General features: G+C 65.9%; 14 protein-coding genes. 4 read left to right on the forward strand and 10 right to left on the reverse strand.

Going from position 1 to position 17,229, the window contains the following annotated elements:
- Window positions 1–64: 64 nt before the first annotated feature.
- On the forward strand, window positions 65–646 hold the full coding sequence (locus J3S28_RS07965) for an XRE family transcriptional regulator (RefSeq protein ID WP_207839349.1): 582 nt from the start codon (window positions 65–67) through the stop codon (window positions 644–646).
- A 6-nt stretch (window positions 647–652) separates the two neighbouring features.
- Here the strand turns inward: J3S28_RS07965 and J3S28_RS07970 are convergent, their stop codons facing one another.
- From J3S28_RS07970 to ftsY, 6 genes are all read right to left on the reverse strand, one after another.
- Window positions 653–1,732 (reverse strand): amidohydrolase family protein, encoded by a 1,080-nt coding sequence (locus tag J3S28_RS07970; RefSeq protein WP_207839350.1) that lies wholly within the window; start codon window positions 1,730–1,732, stop codon window positions 653–655.
- Window positions 1,733–1,745: 13 nt separating this feature from the next.
- Window positions 1,746–3,326 (reverse strand): signal recognition particle protein, encoded by a 1,581-nt coding sequence (gene ffh, locus J3S28_RS07975; RefSeq protein WP_207839351.1) that lies wholly within the window; start codon window positions 3,324–3,326, stop codon window positions 1,746–1,748.
- A gap of 4 nt (window positions 3,327–3,330) precedes the next feature.
- On the reverse strand, window positions 3,331–5,862 hold the full coding sequence (locus J3S28_RS07980) for a [protein-PII] uridylyltransferase (protein WP_207839352.1): 2,532 nt from the start codon (window positions 5,860–5,862) through the stop codon (window positions 3,331–3,333).
- A 5-nt stretch (window positions 5,863–5,867) separates the two neighbouring features.
- Window positions 5,868–6,206: a P-II family nitrogen regulator gene (locus J3S28_RS07985; protein ID WP_084838616.1), complete on the reverse strand. Its 339-nt coding sequence runs from the start codon at window positions 6,204–6,206 to the stop codon at window positions 5,868–5,870.
- Window positions 6,207–6,257: 51 nt separating this feature from the next.
- Complete coding sequence (locus J3S28_RS07990; RefSeq protein ID WP_207839353.1) at window positions 6,258–7,613, reverse strand: ammonium transporter; 1,356 nt, start codon at window positions 7,611–7,613, stop codon at window positions 6,258–6,260.
- 209 nt (window positions 7,614–7,822) lie between these two features.
- Entirely contained in the window at window positions 7,823–9,295 is a 1,473-nt protein-coding gene (gene ftsY, locus J3S28_RS07995; RefSeq protein WP_207839354.1) for a signal recognition particle-docking protein FtsY, read from the reverse strand.
- 152 nt (window positions 9,296–9,447) lie between these two features.
- Between ftsY and egtB the strand changes: the two genes are divergently transcribed.
- The 3 genes from egtB to J3S28_RS08010 all read left to right on the forward strand — a co-directional run bounded on the left by egtB (window position 9,448) and on the right by J3S28_RS08010 (window position 12,032).
- Window positions 9,448–10,680, forward strand: coding sequence for an ergothioneine biosynthesis protein EgtB (egtB, locus tag J3S28_RS08000; protein WP_207839355.1), 1,233 nt, complete (start codon window positions 9,448–9,450; stop codon window positions 10,678–10,680).
- 2 nt (window positions 10,681–10,682) lie between these two features.
- Window positions 10,683–11,633: an L-histidine N(alpha)-methyltransferase gene (egtD, locus tag J3S28_RS08005; RefSeq protein ID WP_372435970.1), complete on the forward strand. Its 951-nt coding sequence runs from the start codon at window positions 10,683–10,685 to the stop codon at window positions 11,631–11,633.
- 63 nt (window positions 11,634–11,696) lie between these two features.
- Entirely contained in the window at window positions 11,697–12,032 is a 336-nt protein-coding gene (locus J3S28_RS08010) for an HNH endonuclease (protein ID WP_207839595.1), read from the forward strand.
- A gap of 28 nt (window positions 12,033–12,060) precedes the next feature.
- Here the strand turns inward: J3S28_RS08010 and smc are convergent, their stop codons facing one another.
- From smc to J3S28_RS08030, 4 genes are all read right to left on the reverse strand, one after another.
- A complete protein-coding gene (smc, locus tag J3S28_RS08015; protein WP_207839358.1) occupies window positions 12,061–15,687 on the reverse strand; it encodes a chromosome segregation protein SMC in 3,627 nt (1,208 codons plus the stop codon).
- Between the two features lie 73 nt (window positions 15,688–15,760).
- On the reverse strand, window positions 15,761–16,060 hold the full coding sequence (locus J3S28_RS08020) for an acylphosphatase (RefSeq protein WP_207839360.1): 300 nt from the start codon (window positions 16,058–16,060) through the stop codon (window positions 15,761–15,763).
- 4 nt (window positions 16,061–16,064) lie between these two features.
- Window positions 16,065–16,514 carry an OsmC family protein gene (locus J3S28_RS08025; protein ID WP_372435971.1) on the reverse strand — a complete coding sequence of 150 codons (450 nt, stop codon included), beginning with the start codon at window positions 16,512–16,514 and terminating at the stop codon, window positions 16,065–16,067.
- Between the two features lie 65 nt (window positions 16,515–16,579).
- Window positions 16,580–17,224: a nitroreductase family protein gene (locus tag J3S28_RS08030; RefSeq protein WP_372435956.1), complete on the reverse strand. Its 645-nt coding sequence runs from the start codon at window positions 17,222–17,224 to the stop codon at window positions 16,580–16,582.
- Between the last annotated feature and the right edge of the window lie 5 nt (window positions 17,225–17,229).

The raw sequence follows: 17,229 nt of genomic DNA on the forward strand, positions 1-17,229 counted from the left end.
CCACAGTGCGACATCGACCCCCTTTTCGGCAAGGATATTTGCTGAAACGGCAAGAACTGGCACTATGACACTCATGAATGACGAGCTGAACGAAACCCTCAGCGCTGTCGGGCCACGGCTTCGCGCCCTCCGCCGCGAAAGGGCGATCACCCTTGCCGAGTTGTCGGAGAGCACAGCCATCTCCGAGAGCACACTGTCGCGACTCGAATCAGGGGGTCGAAAACCCACACTGGAACTACTGCTGCCGCTCGCGAAGGCCTACGGCATCCCGCTCGACGAACTCGTGGGCGCCCCGGCCACCGGAGACCCCCGCATTCATATGCGCCCCATCCGGCGCCACGGCCGCGTCTTCATCCCGCTCACGCGGCGACCCGGCGGGATCCAGGCGTTCAAGCAGATCATGCCACCGCAGGACCCCGTCGAGCCCGAACTGAAGGTGCACGAGGGCTACGAGTGGCTGTATGTGCTGTCCGGTCGCGTACGACTCCTGCTGGGTGACCAAGATCTGACCCTGCTACCGGGCGAGGTGGTCGAGTTCGACACCCATGTGCCGCACTGGATTGCGGCCGTCGGGCCAGGAGAGGCAGAAGTTCTCTGCCTCTACGGAACCCAGGGCGAGCGCGCCCATGTCCGCACCAAGACCTGAAGGTCCTCAGATGAGGTGTCCGCCGCACACGATCGCGTCCGGGAATCGCAGGATGGACAGGTCCTCCGCAGGGTCACCCCGCAGCACCAGCACGTCCGCGCGATCACCGTCGCCCAGGGCACCCGCGCCCAGCCACTCACGGGCAGAGCTGCACGCCGCGTCCACTGCCTGCCCCGGACTGAGCCCGATGCCCGCCAGCGCGATGATCTCGTCGACGATGCGGCCATGTTCGACGAATCCGCCCGCGTCGGTTCCGGCGTAGATGTCCACCCCGGCCTCGATCGCAGCGGCGAATGTCGCCGGAGCGTCGGCGTGCAGCTTGCGCATGTGCTGCCGATAGGCAGGGAAACGGTCGGCACCGTCGGCGATGGACGGGAAATTCTCGACCTGGATCAGTGTCGGCACCAACCCGATTCGCTGGGCCGCCATGATCGCGATGAGCTCGTCGTTCAAGCCGGTGCCGTGCTCGATGCAGTCGATTCCGGCGTCGATCAGCCCGTAGAGGGCCTCTGTGCCGAACACATGCGCGGTCACCTTGACACCGAGCTGGTGGGCCACCGAGATGGCCTCGCGGAGAACATTGTCCGGCCACAGCGGAGACAGATCCCCGGTGTCCCGGTCAATCCAGTCCCCCACCAGCTTGACCCAACCGTCACCGGCCTGGGCCTGCCGCGCGACCTCGGCAGGCAGATCCGTGACCTGGCCGAGATCGACCCCGTAGTCGCGTAGGTACCGCTTCGGACGCGCGATGTGCTTACCCGCCCGGATGAACCGTGGGCCGGCGGGATCGTCGTCGAGCGGATGGGTATCCACCGGTGAGCCGACCTCACGGATCAGCGTTGCACCGGCCTGCAGATCTTGCCTGGCAAACGCCCTGGCCTGCTCGATCGTCACTCCCAGCCCGGGTGCGATGCCGACGTGGTTGTGCGCGTCGACCAACCCCGGCATGATCCAGCCACCGTTGGTGACCGTGTCGGCGCCCGTGATGGGCTCGCGGGTGATGAGACCGTCATCATCGACCCAGAACTCGACGGGTTCACCCGACCCGACCGCAAACCCACGAAAGTGCAGCTGCGACAGGCTCATCGACGCGACCGCCCTACTTCTTCTTCGGCCGCTGGAACTGACTCACGTCGATGCCCTCGAGCCCGGGCGGAATCTGGTCGAGCCCGGCGGGCATGTTCGACAGGTCGGGGAAGCCCGCAGGCATACCACCGGGCATGCCGGGGAACCCGCCCCGCACCTTGGGAGGCGTGGGCCCGCGCCCACCCTTCTTGCCCTTCTTGCCGCCCTTTTTGCGATTGTTCTTGCGACCACCCGGCATGCCCATACGGCCGGCCATCTGCGACATCATTTTTCGCGCGTCGAAGAAGCGGTCGACGAGCTGGTTGACGTCGCTCACCGTCACGCCGGACCCGTTCGCGATGCGGGCACGGCGCGAGCCGTTGATGATCTTCGGATTCTCACGCTCGGCCGGGGTCATACCGCGGATGATCGCCTGGACCTTGTCGAGTTGCTTGTCGTCGACCTGCGACAAGGCGTCTTTCATACCCGCCGCACCCGGCAACATTCCCAGGAGGTTCCCGATCGGACCCATCTTGCGGATCATGAGCATCTGTTCGAGGAAGTCCTCGAGAGTCAGCTCACCCTGGGTGATCTTGTTCGCGGCCGCCTCTGCCTGCTGGACGTCCCAGTGGGTTTCGGCCTGCTCGATCAGGCTCAGTACGTCGCCCATCCCGAGGATGCGACTCGACATCCGGTCGGGGTGGAATACGTCGAAGTCCTCGAGCTTTTCGCCCGTGGACGCGAACATGATGGGACGGCCGGTGATCTCGCGCACCGAGAGCGCGGCACCGCCACGGGCGTCGCCGTCGAGCTTGGTCAGGACCACACCGGTGAAGTCGACACCCTGGGCGAATGCTTCCGCCGTCGCCACGGCGTCCTGACCGATCATCGCGTCGAGAACGAAGAGCACCTCGTCCGGGTCGACTGCATCACGGATGCCTTTGGCCTGGGCCATCAGTTCTTCGTCGATACCGAGGCGTCCGGCAGTGTCCACGATCACGACGTCGTGATGCTTGGATCTCGCCTCGGCCACACCGGATCTCGCGACCTCGATGGGTTCGGCCAGACTGCCCGCGCCCTCGGAACCCGACACGCCGAGCTCACCGGTACCGCCGACGCTCGTGCCCGGGTTGGGCGCGAAGACCGGGACGCCGGCCCGCTCACCGACGATCTGGAGCTGACTGACAGCACCTGGCCGCTGCAGGTCACATGCCACCAGGATCGGGGTGTGACCCTGCTTCTTCAGCCAGGCCGCGAGCTTGCCCGCGAGGGTGGTCTTACCGGCACCCTGCAGGCCCGCGAGCATGATGACCGTCGGCGGCGTCTTCGCGAACTGGATTCGCCGGGTCTCGCCCCCGAGGATCCCGACGAGCTCCTCGTTGACGATCTTGACGACCTGCTGTGCGGGGTTGAGTGCGCCCGACACCTCGGCGCCTTTGGCACGTTCCTTGATCCTGGCGATGAAACCGCGGACGACGGTCAGCGATACGTCGGCCTCGAGTAGAGCGAGACGGATCTCGCGGCAGGTGCGGTCGATATCGGCATCGGACAGCTTGCCCTTGCCGCGCAGATCGGTCAGGACACCGGCCAACCGGCCTGAGAGGGAGTCGAACATTCCCCTAGCCTATCGGGACGCCGGATTTACCGGTGTCCTCCTCTGGTTCCCGGGGTGGCGCGGGGGGTGGGACTACCGCCAGGATTGCCTCTTCGAGCTGGTCGCGCGTCTGCGGACCGTCCCCGGGCAGCCGCACACAGAAGGAATCGACCACCGATCCGCCCAATGTGGAGACCTTCGCCCACGTGATGAAGACCCGGTGCTGCTCGAGTACCGCACTGACCCGGGCGAGCAGGCCGATACGGTCGCCCGCGCGCAGTTCCAGGATCACGCTGTCGTCGTCGTAACCGTCGAACCACAGGACCCGCGGCGGGGCCTGGGCGAACAACGCCGGCACCGCCGGGCCCTGAGAATTCTCTCCGCCGGGGCCCTGCGCGATCGGGAGCTGCGTCTCCCTCTCACGCGCGTCGAGCCGGGCGATCACGTCGATGTTGCCCTCCAGTGCCTGGATCAACTGCTGCCGTAGGAGGCCCGACTCCGATGGTTCACCGAACAACGGTGAGACCAGGAACGTATTGACCGCGCTCCCCGCGTGGGACTGGACCGACGCGCTCAACAGCCGCAGGCCCCGCAACGAGAGCACACCCGCCATCTGCGAGAGCAGACCCGGCTGTTCGGGCGCGATCATGGTCACCGCGAAGGTGTGCGGGTTGTCCGTCGTCACGAGGTCGACGCTGACGCCGCCCGCCTCCGCCAGGGCCGTCAGCTCAGGCGTCAGCGGACCTGGATCGGCCAGCTCGCCGCCGTCCATCAGCCGCAGACACCGGCGCACCAGTTCGCCGATCAGAGAGGACTTCCAATCGCCCCAGACCCCCGGACCGGTCGCCTTGGAATCGGCTTCGGCAAGCGCGGCAAGCAATTCCAGTAGGACACGGGAACCGCCGAGGGTGTCGACGACGCCCTGCACCGTGGCGGGGTCGTCCAGATCGCGCCTGGTCGCGACATCAGGTAGGAGCAGGTGATAGCGGACCATCTTCGACAGGATCTGCACGTCTTCGGGCCACAGGCCGATGCGGTTACCCACCTGATTGGCGAGCTCGGCACCCACAACGCTGTGGTCGGCACCGCGTCCCTTCCCGAGGTCGTGGACCAGCGCGCCCAGGACCAGCAGGTCCGGACGCGACACCCTGGTCGTCATCGAACCCGCGTTGGCCGCGGTCTCCACGAGATGGCGGTCCACTGTCCACGTGTGAATCGGATCACGTGGGGGTAGATCTCGAATGGCGCCCCATTCAGGGATCAGCCTGCCCCACAGGCCTGTCCGGTCGAGGGCCTCGATCGGCGCGATCATGTGTTCACCGGTCCCGAGTAGCACCAGCAGGTCGCTGAGCGCATCGATCGGCCAGGGTTCCCGCAGCTCCGGAGCATAATCGGCCAGCCTGGCCAGGGTGGAGGCCGCCATGGGCAGCCCGGTCCGCGCCGATGCCGCGGCCACCCGCAGGATCAGACCTGGGTCTTTGCTGGGCAGCGCGTTCCGCGCGAGGACGACCTCACCGAAGTGCTCGACAACGCCTTCATCGAGAGGACGCCGGATGGGCGAGCGACGGAGCTTCGAGAGCCCCTTGCGTGGAAGCGAATTGGACGAGGTACGCAGTCCGACATCCACGGCGTAACTGATCGTGCGCGCGCTGTCACTGATGGTCCGGGCCAGATCGAATCGGTCGCCGATCCGCAGCGCCGCACCGATCTCATCGGCGTCCTGCGCACGCAGTTGCTCGCGAGGTCGACCGGTGATCCGGTGCAGTTCGGTGCGTACGTCGAGCAGGCGGGTGTACGCCTGCCGAAGCCCACCACCGGGAGAGTCCGGACGGAGCGCGGCCATGCCATCGGTCAGCTGCGCCACGGCGAGGGCATCGAGCATGTGAACATCGCGCAACCCTCCCCGGCCGTACTTGAGATCGGGTTCGGCGCGGTGGGCGATGTCGCCGCTGCGCCGCCAACGATCGCGGGCCTGATCGACGAGTCCTCCGAACCGCGAACGGATGTCGGTACGCCACTGCTGACGGATCCCACCGATCAGCAGCTTGGACAGATCCTCGTCCCCGGCGATGTGGCGGGCCTCGAGCAATCCGAGGGCCGCGGTCATGTCGGTGGCAGCCACCTGAAGGGCCTGCGACACGGTCCGCACACTGTGGTCGAGTTTGATGTGCGCGTCCCACAACGGATACCAGATCTGGTCGGCAATCTCCGCGACGACCGCCGGATCCATCTCGTCGTGTAACAGGATCAGATCGAGATCCGAATGGGGCAGCAATTCCTGTCTGCCCAGTCCGCCGACGGCAACGATGGCGAAACCGCTACCGGGTTTGATCCCGATCTCGGCGGCCTTGGTGGTGAGCCAGAAGTCGTGCAGGTCGACGAGAACCCTGCGCAGCGCGGGCGCATCGACCCGCTTGTTGCCGTCGGTCCGGCGTAGGAGTTGTTTGCGTGCTGTGACCAGATCCGTCGCGGCAGCCGGTGTCAGGTGAGACGGCTGCGGTCCTGCTCCCGAGGGCTCCCCGGATGCAGGACCGCGACCGCCACGTACGAATGGCACTGTCGTTACAGCGCGTCGCCGCCGCGCTCTCCGGTGCGTACCCGGATGACCGCTTCCACTGGCGAGACCCACACCTTGCCGTCACCGATCTTTCCGGTGCGTGCGGCCTCGACGATCACGTCGACCACTTTGTCCACTGCGGCGTCGTCGACGACAACCTCTACGCGGACCTTGGGGACGAAATCCACCGAGTACTCAGCACCGCGGTAGACCTCGGTGTGGCCCTTCTGCCGGCCGTACCCCTGAACTTCACTGACGGTCATACCGACAACGCCGGCCTGCTCGAGTCCCGCCTTCACATCTTCAAGCGTGAATGGCTTCACGATTGCTGTAATGAGCTTCATTTGTTGCATCCCTCCATGAGGATCACAGTTCGAGTATTGAGTTTCCAGGACTTAAACGAGGTCGTACGCGCTTTCGCGGTGATCCGTCTCATCAATACCAGTGTCCTCATCCTCTGCGGTGATCCGCCAGCCGAGTGGCTTGAGAGCGAACGCGATGATGGCGGTCATGATCGCGGTGAACGCGACTGCGACGAGGGCGATCACGACCTGGATGACGAGCTGCTTTCCGCCGCCGCCGTAGAACAGGCCGGTCTCCGACGCCAAGAAGCCGATGCCGATGGTGCCCCAGAGGCCCGCGACCAGGTGCACACCGACGACGTCGAGCGAATCGTCGAAGCCGAACTTGGACTTGAAGCCGACAGCTATCGCGGCGATCACGCCGGCCACGGCGCCGAGGATCAGCGAACCGATCGGGGTCAACGCTCCACAGGCGGGGGTGATGGCGACCAGACCGGCCACGATTCCGGACGCCGCGCCGACACCGGTGGCGGACTTGTCGCGGATCTTCTCCACCACGAGCCATCCGATCAGACCTGCGGCGGTCGCTGCTGTGGTGTTGATCCAGACCAGGCCGGCGAGTGCGTCTGCGGTGCCTTCGGAACCGACGTTGAAGCCAAACCATCCGAACCACAGGATCGCGGCACCGAGCATGACGAACGGCACGTTGTGCGGGCGGTAAGCGGTCCTGCCGTATCCGACACGCTTACCGATGATGAGCACGAGGACGAGCGCAGCCATACCGGCGTTGATGTGGACCACGGTGCCACCGGCGAAGTCGATCGGAGCGACCTTCGCGACCATTGTGCCGTCGACGTCTTCGGTACCGAAGATCCACGAGGCGAAGCTGGTCTCGTTGTTCGACAGCAGACCGCCACCCCACACCATGTGGGCGAGCGGGAAGTACACCAGGGTCGCCCAGATGCCGGTGAAGACCAACCAGGTCGAGTACTTGACGCGCTCGGCGATTGCACCCGAGATGAGGGCCACGGTGATCACCGCGAACGTCAGTTGGAAGCCGGCCCACACGATGGCCGGGACATCACCGAAGCCGCCGATGACATTGAGGACCTCGTCTGGGTTCTCGGGATCCGGAATTGTTTCCATCAGCTGGTTCAAGCCGAACAGCGAGAACGGGTTGTCGAAGATGCCCGCGATATCGCTTTCTCCGGTGTGGGCCGAAGAGAACGACATCGAGTAACCCCACAACACATAGATGATGCTGACGACTCCGAGTGAGCCGAACGACATCATCAACATGTTGAGGACGGACTTCTGTCGCGAGAGGCCACCGTAGAAGAAGGCCAGTCCCGGAGTCATGAAGAGCACGAGTGCGGCGCTCGTCAGGACCCAGGCGGTGGCCCCGACGTCGTAGGGCGCGAACGCATCGTCTGGCAGTGCCAAAACCACTGTAAGAAACCTCCTAGAGTGCGCCGACGGCTCGGCGCCTTCAAAGAGATTGGCGGGCAGGGATTTCGTTCGTGGTGCTGTGGTGTTTCATGCATGTGAACCGGCGGGCACTTCATGTTTCATCTGTGTATACCGCCAGGAGCGGTGTTGATCAGATGGCTCGATGTGCGGCCATTTGTTGTTCGCAGGCTGCCGACGGCGAGGCCGAATCAGCCGAGGAGCGCGTCGACGAACGCCTCTGGTTCGAAGGGTGCGAGGTCATCTGCGCCCTCGCCCAGACCGACCAATTTGACCGGGACACCGAGCTCTCGCTGGACGTGGAAGACGATGCCACCTTTGGCGGTGCCGTCGAGTTTGGTCAGCACCACACCGGTGATCGAGACGACGTCGGCGAAAACCTTCGCCTGGGCGAGACCGTTCTGTCCGGTCGTCGCGTCGAGCACGAGCAGGACCTCGTCGACGACTGCCTTCTTCTCCACCACCCGCTTGACCTTGCCGAGTTCATCCATCAGACCGGTCTTGGTGTGCAGACGCCCTGCTGTGTCGATCATGACCACGTCGACACCCTCGTCGATACCACGCGCGACGGCGTCGAAGGCCACCGCGGCCGGATCGGCCCCTTCTTTGCCGCGGACGACCTCCGCACCTACCCGCTCGGCCCACGTCTGCAGCTGATCGGCCGCGGCCGCACGGAAGGTGTCAGCAGCGCCGAGCAACACCCTGCGTCCGTCTGCGACGAGCACGCGGGCCAGCTTGCCGGTCGTCGTCGTCTTGCCCGTTCCGTTGACTCCGACGACCAAGAGCACCGACGGTTTGCCGGCATGAGGCAGCGCCTTGATCGCGCGGTCGAGCTGGGGGCCGACCTCGGCGATGAGCACCCTGCGCAACAGCGCACGGACCTCCTCCGCGGTCCTGACAGGCGAGGCGGCGAGTTCGGTGCGCAAACGGTCGACGACGGCAGTCGTCACCGCGGTACCGAGGTCTGCCATCAGCAGGGTGTCCTCGATCTCTTCCCAGCCGTCCTCGTCGAGGTCGCCGGCACCCAACAGCCCCAGCACGCTCTTGCCGAGAGCATTCTGCGACCGGGACAGGCGGCCACGGAGCAATCCCAGCCGCCCGGCTGTCGGCGCAATGTCGTCGAGCACCGGGGTGGCGGGGACCGTGTCGGCCGCAGGTTCGGGCTCCACCACCGGCTCGGGCTCGACCACCGGTTCCGGCGCCACGACCTCTGGTTCGGCCGGCGGGGCCTCGACCTCGGAAGTCGTCGCCTCGGGTGCCGGGGCAGCAGTTTCCGGTTCCTCAGTCTTCGGTTCTTCCTCGTCCGTCTTCGGTTCGGGCAGAGGAACATTGCGCAGACCGCGTTTCGGTGCGTCACGAGGGATTGCCGCATCGTCACCCACACCCGGTTGCCCGTCGGTGTCGGTCCGCTCGATCGTGGGCGTGTCCCTGGTCGGCGGCTCGGCGGTGGCCGTGCCCGCGCCACCCTGGGTGAACGAGAACCCACTGCCGGCCTTGTAACCGCCCGACTTGTCCACCTGCCTGGTGCCGTCCGACGGCGTCCGATCTGTGCTGTCGCTCAGAGAGATTCGCCTGCGTCGGGACAGGACCAGGCCCGTCGCCACAAGAGCGACGAGCAACAGGACGACAACTACGACAATCGCGACGACAGCACCGGTGTTCACGGCCTCAGTGTGCCAGAGGCGGCTCCGCCGACGGTGCCACAGGCACCTACGACATCAGTGCCAGAGGCGGACACGAGCGAGCTGCGGGTACCGTGATTGTCAGACGCCTCATCCATACTGCTGTCCCGCCGGTCATCTTCCAGGAGACGAGCATGAGCATCACAGTCGAGCAGTCCACTCTCACCACCAGGTTTCGTGACGTCCGCACGCTCACCGATGAGCTGACCGCGCGACTGTCGCCCGAAGACCAGGTTCCGCAGTCGATGACCGATGCCAGTCCCACGAAGTGGCACCGCGCCCACGTCACCTGGTTTTTCGAGGAGTTCATCCTGCGGAGTCTGCCGGGATACACGGTGTACGACGAGACCTTCCGATACCTCTTCAACAGCTACTACGAGGCAGTGGGCGCCCGCCACCCCCGTCCACATCGGGGGCTCGTCACCCGACCCGGCGTCGAAGAGATCACCCGTTACCGCGAGTACGTCGATCAAGCGATGACCTCGGCACTCGAGCAGGGCCTACTCGACGAGTACGCACGCACACTCGTCGAACTGGGCTGCAACCATGAGCAGCAGCACCAAGAGCTGTTGCTCATGGACATCAAGCATCTTTTGTCGACGCACCCGTTCGGGCCCGTCTACGTCGAGCGGGGACCGGATGCCCCGGAAGAGGCGGCGCCGCTGCGTTGGCGATCCTTCGACGGAGGGCTCGTCACGATCGGGGCGAATCCGAATGGCTTCAGCTACGACAACGAGGGCCCCGGCCATTCGGTGTACCTCCAGGATTTCCAACTCACCAACCGGCAGGTGACCAACGGCGAATGGCTCGAGTTCATGGCCGACGACGGCTATCACCGCAGTGAACTCTGGCTGTCCGACGGCTGGAACAAGATCAACGAGACCGGTTGGTCGGCCCCGGGCTACTGGAGCCTCGACGACGGCACCTGGACGTCGTTCACGCTGTCCGGTAGGCGCCCGATCGTCGAGAGCGAACCGGTCGTACACGTCTCCTTCTACGAAGCCGACGCCTACGCCCGATGGGCCGGCGCACGGCTGCCGACCGAGTTCGAATGGGAGACCGCGGCGATTCGCACCGGAGCCACCCGAGGCCAACTCCTCGACCCTGGGCGATGTCATCCCGGCACCGCTGGTGAGACCATGATCGGCGACGTCTGGGAGTGGACCGCGAGTGCATACCTTCCCTACCCGGGGTTCGTCCCTGCCCACGGTGCCGTCGGCGAGTACAACGGCAAGTTCATGAGTGATCAGCACGTGCTGCGTGGCGCGAGTGCGCTGACTCCCGCCGGCCACGAACGGCCCACCTACCGCAACTTCTTCCCAGCGGGATCCCGGTGGGTCTTCAGCGGACTCCGGTTGGCCCGATGACGATGTCACAGCCGGCGGTCGACCCCCTGCTCGTCGCCGACGCGGTCGCAGGGCTATGGCAGAGCCCGCCCGTTCTGCCCGCGAAATGGCTTTACGACAAGCGCGGCAGTGAGTTGTTCGATGAGATCACCCGGCTGCCCGAGTATTACCCGACACGGCGCGAGACCGAGATCCTGCGGCGGAGCGCAGCAGAGATCGTCGCCGTCACGGGTGCTCAGACCATGATCGAGCTCGGTTCGGGCACGTCGGAGAAGACCCGGCTCCTGCTATCCGCGTTCGCCGCCCGCGGGACCGGCTTCACCTATGTACCGCTCGACGTCAGCGTCGAGATGCTGACGTATGCGGCCGGGCAGGTGGCGGCCGAGTTCCCGGAGATCTCGGTCCAGCCCCTGCACGCCGACTTCGGTGATCCCGATGTGAATCTCGCGGACTACAACGGTCCGCGCATGGCAATCTTCCTCGGTGGAACGATCGGGAACCTCGACCCCACCGAACGGTCTGATTTCTACCGCCACATCGCGGGAGCGTTGCGACCCGGCGACTACTTTCTGCTCGGGGCCGATCTGATCAAGGACACCGGCCGATTGATCGCGGCCTACAACGACCGCGCCGGGGTCACCGCCGACTTCAACCGGAACGTCATCGAGGTACTGCGTACGGGGCTCGACGCGACCGGCCTCTACACCGACGACTTCGACCACATCGCGAGGTGGAATCCGCGCGAACACCGAATCGAGATGTGGCTGCGCGCCCGGCGAGACGTGCACGCCCGGTTCGGCGCGATCGAGCGGACATGGGAATTGCCCAGGGGCGCTGAGATTCTCACCGAGATCAGCACGAAATTCGACCTCGGATCGCTGCATACCGAACTGGCCGCTGCCGGTCTACGGCAGCTCGAGAGCTGGACAGACCACGCCGACGACTTCGCAATTGTGCTCAGTCAGGTCTGCTGAGCAATAGACTCACTCCCCGTGGTCGCCAACCGGACGAGATACGCGCGCAAACGCCGCCGTCGGATGGCCCGCGTCGAGCACGACCTGAGCGACGAACAGTGGTCGCAGCTCAAAGCGGCCTGGGAAGGCTGCGCGTACTGCGGCGCAGACGACCGACCGCTGCAACGAGATTGCGTACTGCCGATCTCACGTGGCGGTCGGTACACCCTGGACAACATCGCGCCCGCCTGCGGTTCCTGCAACGCCAGCAAATGCAACGACGAGGTGACCGCATGGATGCGGCGCAAGAAGCTGGACGAGCGCGCGTTCCTCGAACGGTATGTAGCCATCAGATCTGCGATGACCGCGAAGTTCCCAGTTGACGAACAGGTCGACCAGGAGACAAACCGACTCGGCTGATCACCCGAAGGGCGCGGTGGGTGGCGGCCTAGCCCGTGGACGGCGTCGGTGCCGGCAAGTCCTGCCCGCGCATACGCTGCGAGATGACGGTGGTGATGCCGTCGCCCTGCATACTCACGCCGTACAGCGCGTCCGCGACTTCCATGGTGGGCTTCTGGTGGGTGATGACGATGAGCTGCGATTTTTCCCGCAGTTGCTCGAACAGCGTGATGAGCCGGCGGAGGTTGGTGTCGTCGAGGGCGGCCTCGACCTCATCCATCACATAGAACGGCGACGGGCGGGCGCGGAAGATCGCCACCAACATCGCCACCGCGGTCAGTGACTTCTCGCCGCCGGACAGCAGTGAGAGGCGCTTGACCTTCTTCCCCGGCGGTCGCGCCTCCACGTCGATGCCGGTGGTCAGCATGTCGGATGGGTTTGTCAGGATGAGACGGCCGTCACCACCGGGGAACAGGGTCTTGAACACCTCGACGAACTCGCGTTCGACGTCGGCGTAGGCCTCGGTGAAGACCTGAAGGATCCGGCTGTCGACATCCTGCACCACATCGAGAAGGTCTTGTCGCGCCTTTTTCACATCCTCGAGCTGAGTGGACAGGAAGTTGTATCTTTCCTCGAGCGCGGCAAACTCTTCCAGCGCAAGGGGATTCACTTTACCGAGTGTGTTGAGGTCGCGCTGTGCCTTCTTCGCGCGAGCCTGCTGGGTCGCCCGGTCGTACGGTATCGGGGTGGGCGCGACCACCATCTCACCGCGTTCTTTCGCCTGCTCGTACTCCGCCATCTCGAGTTCGGACGGCGGCATCGTGACATCGGGGCCGTACTCTGCCACCAGATCGTCCGGACTGATCGAGAAGTCCCCCATGATCTGTTCTTCGAGTTGTTCGATGCGCAGCGACACCTGCGCCTTGGCGACCTCGTCGCGGTGCACAGCATCACGTAGTGCTGTCAGCTGCGCACTGACCTCGGCGGCAGCCTTTTTCGCGACATCGAGTTGTTCAGTGCGGACCCGCCGCTCCCGCTCCAATTCGTCGCGATGCGCTTGTGCCCCCGCAACCGCGGTTTCGAGCCTTGTCGCGATCAGACCGCCGCACTCGAACACCACTTCGGCCACCCTCGCCGCGTGCCGGCGGGCGCGGTTTTGGCGTTCGGCCCGCTCGCGCGCTTCACGCTCAGCGCGCGCCGCACGCCGTAGTGAATCCGACTTACCCCGCACCGACGCCAGCCGCTCCTCCGCGCTGCGCAGCGCGAGGCGTGCCTCCATCTCCACCGAACGCGCCTCGGTCACGGCAGCGGCTGTGCGATCGCGATCGTTGTCGGGCAAATCCCCGTCCGCAGGGGCCTCTTCGCTGTCGTCGCGGGCCAGACGGAGTCGCTCCTCGAACTCGGCCAGCTTCGCCAGAGCCTCGTTGCGACCATCTTCTGCCTTCGCCCGCTGATTGGTCAGTCGGGTCGACTCTTCCTGCGCTGCGCGGGCGGTCTGCCCGAGCCGGGCCAACTGCTCGTACACCGCACCCAGCTCGGCGTCAGACTCGTGCAACGCCGCCAGCGCCTGCTCAGCGGTCTCTCGGCGATCGGTCTGCTGCGCGAGGGCCCCGGCGAGTGCCGCGACCAGTTCTTCACTGCGGCGCCGGGACTGCTCGAGTTCGGCACGTGCCGAATCGATCGCCGACTGCACCTCGATGGTCGACGGACGCGCGCCGGTTCCACCGCTGCGCCAGCCCGCTCCGATCAGATCGCCGTTGAGGGTCACGACCCGCAGCGAGCCCAGGTACGGGACCGCCCCCGCGGCCTCGCGAAGCACGGCTTCTGCGACCGAGACATCGTCCGCGACGACGGTGTAGCCCAGCAGCAGTTCCAGGGCTCCCCGCAGGGTGTCCGGACCGTCGACGACGTCGAGCGCCCAGACGGCGCCCGCCGGAAGGTCGGCGGAGCCGCGACCGGACGGGTCGACGCCACCGATCAACACCGCAGCGCGCCCACCCTCGTTCTCGCGCAGCGACGACAAGGCGGAGCGGGCGGCAGGTAGGTCTGCCGTCGCCACCGCATCAGCTGCCGGACCCATGGCAGCTGCGATCGCCGCCTCGTAACCGTCGCGCACCCGCAGCAGCGACGACATCGGCCCCAGCAGTTCCCCGGCCCTGTTCTCCAGCAGCCAGGCGCCGCCGTCTTTGCGCTCGAGACCGACCGCGAGAGCGTCGATCCGGGCGCCCAACGACGTGACCCGCTGTTCCGCGGCGCGCTCGGCCGCCTGCAGTTCCGCGACCCGTTCGTTTGCCTGGTTCAACGCGGCGACACTGCGCTCGTGGTGCTCGTCCAACCCCAGCTCGGAGGCATCGAGGTCGGCGACCGTGGCCTGGACCGCGTCGAACTCGTCGGCGGCCTCGGTCGCCCTGGCGACTGCATTGTCGATCGCCGCTCCCAGTCGGGTCGCCTCGGCATCGATCGACTCGACCTTGGTCCGGAGATTGTTCACCTGGCCCTCGAGCCGCGCCAGTCCCTCGCGGCGATCGGCGACCGCGCGCACCGCGGCGAGGTGCTGCTGCTGCGCCGCCGCAGCTTCCTGCTCACGTTCGCTCAGTGCGACTTTCGCGTCGTCGAGAGCTTCAGCAGTCGCCTCGACGGTCTCGGTGAGGATGAACTCCTCTTCGGCTGCGACCTCCGCTTGACGATCGAGCTCGTCGGGATCGCGCCCGGAGTCGGTGCGCACCGGCTCCGCGAGGTACCGACTGCGTTCGCCGGCGATTCGGCAGGTTGCCCCGACTCGCTCTGTCAGCGCCGACAACGCGAACCAGGCCTGTCCGGCGTCGTTGGCAGCCGGCACGATCTGCGCAAGATACTTCTCGTTCTCGTCGACCTGGCCACCGAGCTCGTCGAGGCGGTGTGCCAGCTCGTCTTGCTGCCTGCGAAGTTCCGCCTCGGTGGTACGTTGCTCGGCCAGTTCGTTGCGGCGGGTCACCAGATCGTCTGCAGCCAAACGCAATCGGGCATCACGCAGGTCGGCCTGGACGGTCTGGGCCCGGCGGGCGACCTCAGCCTGCCTACCGAGTGGTTTGAGTTGACGCCGCAGTTCGGCGGTGAGGTCGCCCAGGCGCGCCAGATTCGACTGCATCGCGTCGAGCTTGCGAACCGCCTTCTCTTTGCGCTTGCGGTGTTTGAGGACACCGGCGGCCTCTTCGATGAAGGCCCGACGCTCTTCCGGGCGCGACTCCAGGATCGCCGCCAGCCGTCCCTGGCCGACGATGACATGCATCTCCCGGCCGATACCGGAGTCGCTGAGCAGTTCTTGCACGTCCATCAGCCGGCACGAGCTGCCGTTGATCTCGTACTCTCCGGCACCGTCGCGGAACATCCGCCTCGTCACCGACACCTCGGAGTAGTCGATGGGAAGTGCGCCGTCGGAGTTGTCGATGGTCAGGGTCACTTCCGCGCGTCCCAGCGGGGCGCGGCCGGAGGTGCCCGCGAAGATGACGTCCTCCATCTTCCCGCCTCGCAACGCTTTCGCACCCTGTTCGCCCATCACCCAGGTCAGAGCATCGACGACGTTCGACTTACCCGAACCGTTGGGGCCCACCACACAGGTGATGCCCGGTTCGAACCGCAGGGTGGTTGCTGACGCAAAGGACTTGAAGCCCTTGAGGGTCAGACTTTTCAGGTGCACAGCGCTTGAGCGTACCCATTACCTTCGCCGGCGTGGGCGGGCGGTGTGATCGGGCGGGCGAGGTGAGGAGCGATCAGCGCTCGACAAAGCCTGTGAGGTCGCCGCGGGCGGGTCCCCACTGCGCCACCACCGTGTCCACATGACCTGGACTTCGGCCCCGATCGAGCAGCGCCAGCAAGTTGTCACAGTCAGCCCTACGGCCCTCCGCCACGATCAGTACGCGGCCGTCGGCGTGGTTTGTCGCGGAACCCACGAGCCCCAGTTCGAGTGCCCGGGCACGCGTCCACCACCGGAATCCCACGCCCTGGACGCGCCCGTGCACCCACGCGGTGAGCCGAACTGGGTCCGAATCAGGCCCTGGATTATCGGACACGGTGCTACTCCGTGTCGATCCGCAGGTCGACGGTGGTTCCCGCCTTGAGGGTCCGCCCCACCGTGCACACCGCGTCGACGGCCCGTTCGACGACCACCAACAACCGTTTCGCCGCGTCCGGGTCCAACTCGGACAAGTCGACCTCGAGCACCTCGCTCAACGCCGGATACACCTCGTTGTCCCGGTCTGCGTCCCCGGCCACGCGCACGGTCGCGTCGTAGTCATCTCCGAGCCTGCGTGAGAGCGGCTTGTCCGAACTCATCCCGGTGCAGGCGGCGAGAGCAATCTTCAGCAACTCACCGGGGGTGAAGACTCCCTCGACATCCTGGGAACCGATGAGGACCTCGGCGCCGCGGCTGCTGCGCCCGGTGTATCGCCTGCTGCCGGTTCGCTGAACCCACAGGTCTGTCGCGTGTTGCTCGCTGGTCACTGGTTCGGTTGCGGTCATGTCCATATTGAACACGCCGCCCCACGCCGCAATTCCGCGGGACCTCAGCCGGAGGGGGTGACGCGACGCGGTCACCAACGGTCGATGTGGAGCAGGTTGTCGAGGGGTTCGCGCGGCGCAGGCTTGAACGTGTCGCCCGTGTAGAACGCCGTCGGGATCAACGCCGCCTGATGGAAGCCGGCGGGAATCTCGAGGAGTTCCGCGACCTCCGCCTCTCGCTGCAGATGAAGCGTGGTCCACGCCGTGCCGAGACCGCGGGCGCGTGCAGCGAGGGCAAAACTCCACGCCGCGGGCAGCAACGACCCCCACAGCCCGGCCTGATTCCCGGCCGGTAACGTCGCGCCGGCCTTGATGCACGGGATCACCAAAACCGGGACCTCGCCCATGTGCTCGCCGAGCCATGCGACGCTGCCTCCGACCCGCTGTTGCACAGGTGCACGCTCAGGATCATCCGCGAACAGTTTCGCTGCCGACTGATTGGAGCCGAGATACTCGTCGACGAGTTCGCCGTAGATCTTCCCGATCGCCGCGCGTACCTCTGGGTCGGTGACGACAATCCATTGCCAGCCTTGACGATTGGATCCCGACGGCGCCTGAAGTGCGATCTCCAGGCACTCTTTGACGAGTTCGATGGGCACGGGTTTCGTCAGGTCCAACCGCTTACGCACGGTTCGGGTGGTGGTCAGCAGTTCGTCAGGCGTCAGGTTGAGGGTCACACCAC

This window comes from Williamsia soli (assembly GCF_017377795.1).
GTDB lineage: Bacteria > Actinomycetota > Actinomycetes > Mycobacteriales > Mycobacteriaceae > Williamsia > Williamsia soli.